5 protein-coding genes and 1 pseudogene are annotated in these 2,859 nt (G+C 50.5%); 4 read left to right on the forward strand and 2 right to left on the reverse strand.

Annotation, left to right across the window (positions count from 1 at the left end):
* Positions 1-255: hypothetical protein (locus VE954_RS41920; protein WP_324964509.1), on the forward strand; the 255-nt coding region annotated here is incomplete at its 5' end.
* A gap of 61 nt (positions 256-316) precedes the next feature.
* On the opposite strand, the gene VE954_RS41925 is transcribed toward VE954_RS41920, so the two are convergent.
* Positions 317-643: a YciI family protein gene (locus VE954_RS41925; RefSeq protein ID WP_324964511.1), complete on the reverse strand. Its 327-nt coding sequence runs from the start codon at positions 641-643 to the stop codon at positions 317-319.
* Positions 644-788: 145 nt separating this feature from the next.
* Between VE954_RS41925 and VE954_RS41930 the strand changes: the two genes are divergently transcribed.
* From VE954_RS41930 to VE954_RS41940, 3 genes are all read left to right on the forward strand, one after another.
* A complete protein-coding gene (locus VE954_RS41930; RefSeq protein ID WP_324964513.1) occupies positions 789-1,895 on the forward strand; it encodes a carboxypeptidase regulatory-like domain-containing protein in 1,107 nt (368 codons plus the stop codon).
* Between the two features lie 163 nt (positions 1,896-2,058).
* Positions 2,059-2,205 carry a hypothetical protein gene (locus VE954_RS41935; RefSeq protein ID WP_324964515.1) on the forward strand — a complete coding sequence of 49 codons (147 nt, stop codon included), beginning with the start codon at positions 2,059-2,061 and terminating at the stop codon, positions 2,203-2,205.
* Positions 2,206-2,454: 249 nt separating this feature from the next.
* Positions 2,455-2,658: a hypothetical protein gene (locus VE954_RS41940; protein WP_324964517.1), complete on the forward strand. Its 204-nt coding sequence runs from the start codon at positions 2,455-2,457 to the stop codon at positions 2,656-2,658.
* 71 nt (positions 2,659-2,729) lie between these two features.
* Here the strand turns inward: VE954_RS41940 and VE954_RS41945 are convergent.
* Positions 2,730-2,852, reverse strand: a pseudogene (locus tag VE954_RS41945) (transposase); the annotation flags it as partial.
* Positions 2,853-2,859 lie beyond the last annotated feature (7 nt).

Here is a 2,859-nt window from a genome sequence, read left to right on the forward strand (position 1 = left end):
CGACTGCGGCAGTCACAACTCTTCTTTGAGGAAATCAACGAGCGCATGCAGGGTTGGAGTGCGGCCTACCCCCTCACGCAAATCTTTTTGAGCTGCACACCCAAACTCAAGGGTGCTTATTATTTGGCTCTGCGTTCACCGGCCTTTGCCAAAGACGATCCGTGCTGGCGGCGGGTGCCTTTTATGGTGCGACCACCAGGGCAGGAGGAAATGCTGCGCATTCACCGCCTGCTCTGCCGGGCGGAATGGCTTTAGTGTTGGCTTGGCTCGCACAGCGCATGCACCCCTCATTGCCGGCTGCACGGCTGCAAGTGTGTTACCAGGCGTTCCACTTTTTCGCCTGTTCGGTCACTTTCAGCAATTTGAAAGGAAACGCGCGGCCCACCATGACCCCCTTCGACACCGCTGGATCTGAATTCATGAACTCATCAGCATCAGCCTGATTTTCGGCTTCGAAAATCACCATTCCAAAATTATCGCGGAGCTCCGTATCGGTTCGCCCCACCATCATCACGCGACCGTGTTGAATACCCCGGTTCAGATATTCAGCGTGTTGATTGAAGGTCTCCTGAACGCCGGCATCCCAGGCTGCAAAGTCATGATACTGAGGTTTCAAAGCCAGATGATAAACGAAAAGTTTCATGGGCAAGCCCTCCTTATGGTGGGCCTATTAAAGCATAAAGAGGAGTTCTGATGCCACGCAGCAAAGTGACCTCACAGCTGCCTTGCCAGACCCAAGCCGACAGCATAAAATTGATAAAATTCCAGTCAAAAGGGAGTGAAAGACGATGCGATGCGCGCTTGCATTTTTCGCCATGCTAGTAATCCTGCAAGCCTGTTCAGACGAGTCGACGGACAGGGTCATCCACAGCACCATACCGGCAGAAACCGAAAGCAGCCTCATACCGACCCAGGCCCTGATCATTTCCGGCAGCGTGGCCAATGGAGAGGACGCTTCAAACACGGCCGTTCTCCAAAATAAGGAAGTGGAGCTGATTCGAAACGATGGTGTGGTTGTCGCGCAAGGAACGACCGATGCCTCTGCCAATTTCAGCGTTGATATTGCAGCCGGAGCGTTGATCATAGATTCCAGTTTTTCGACCGCAACCGGGCTCGCCGAAACGGGGACTGCCGCCACGTCCCTGGATTTTACGTATACCCTGCAGGTGAAAGTGCCCGATGATGGTTCGGGTCGGGCTTTGGGTGTCCGCCGCAAGGTCGAGATCGCAGAAGAATCGTTGACGACGGACCGAATGCTCGACATCGGACAAACCGCTTTAAAGGAGGTCACCGCAATCATCGGCAATCTGGCCTTTGCCGACGCCGGGGTAACCCTGGCAGGTGCGGATATTTTCATTCCCGGCAAGCCGTTCTTTGTACGAACAGGCGATGACGGAACCTTCAGCCTCCTCTTCGTACCAGCCGGGACCTATACGATTCGAATCACCAAAGGCTTTTACATTAAGGATGTGAGTGTCACGGTCACAGCCGGTCAAACCACAGATCTTAACACGATCACAGTCGGTTCCCATGAACGCAACCCCTTGCCTTTGTCGTCCGTTCTGCCCGGAACCTGGCAGAGCAAATGCTATTATAATGATATCGCTAACGGCATTAATCCTGAAAATCCCAGGACCGGAACTGTGGTCGTCACCGCTCTGGATCAGGTGGCTGTTACAGGCCATTCGTGCCTTCTACGGACTTTCGCCGCGGGCGATAGCTTCGCCAATTTCAGCAAGCTCATGGTGCTGGGTGATGGGGCTATCGTCGCGAAACTCACCTCGTTTTATTCCTCGCTGATTACGAGCTATACCAATGATCAAATCGTGATGGATATCGACAACAGCTCCCTCGCATCCGGTAAAATCATTGAGGTGTGGACGCGCTCGCCTTGATTCCCCGGCTTTCTCTGACTCCAAGGAAAATCCAACCCGATGAATTAAAGACCCTTCAACCATCGGGTTTTCTTGCGTTAATACTGACTCTTTCAAGTTTTTCCCAAAATTACCGATACGTTATTTAAGAGGTCGCAATACAAACATCACTAGAGGTAGACCAATGTCAGGACTTGCGTTGAAGATTATTCATCGATTAGCTCGCCTGATTATGTTTGCTGGTATGGTTGTGATGTTCTTGCCCTTTGGCGTGCTGGTAGGCATCGGCAAAGCGGTAAAATTGTTTTCACCTGTGAAAGATGCCCTTTAAGATTTTTTGATCTTTAGGTGCTATGGCTATTTCTTCTAGAGAAGACGGCTTCGATCCTATGGGATCGAGGCTTTTTTTATTCCCCAGCCGTACCGCTCATTTTCCCTTAAATCGAACTTGTCCAAGTGGCCAATACAGTTAGGCATCCTGCCACAATCATGGATTTTTTCGTCCATAGCTCAAGTTTTTCCAAATAATACCGATATAGACTTTGACGCCGGTCAAACAGGGAACCATTAGAGGTCGACTATGCTTGAACTTTGCCTGTTAGCGCTATTCGTATTCGGAATCATCGCCATGGTGATCTCCAAGCGCTTCCGCGCTTCGGTCCTGGTGGCTGGACTTGCGATCTTATTTTTACCGTTTGGAGTGCTGGTCGTTTTCGGGTGGGTTTTACCAAAAGCGTTGCAGCTGCTGCTGCCCTATCTGCCCCTGAAGGATGCCATTTCCTGAACGTCGAGTTCGAAGAAAAAAGCCTGGCTCTCGTTTGAGGCCAGGCTTTTTTTTAGAAAACATTTCTTTGATTTCAAATCCGTGGCTATCTCTTGAAAAAGTGACTTCAACCTGGTTTCAACTGCTCCTTCTATAACTTTGCGTCGGTACTTTGTTGACCAGACGATGTGATAGCCGATGTTATAGACACAGATTCTGCCA

The sequence above is a fragment of the Oligoflexus sp. genome, from assembly GCF_035638955.1.
In the GTDB taxonomy this organism is placed as follows: Bacteria; Bdellovibrionota_B; Oligoflexia; order Oligoflexales; family Oligoflexaceae; genus Oligoflexus.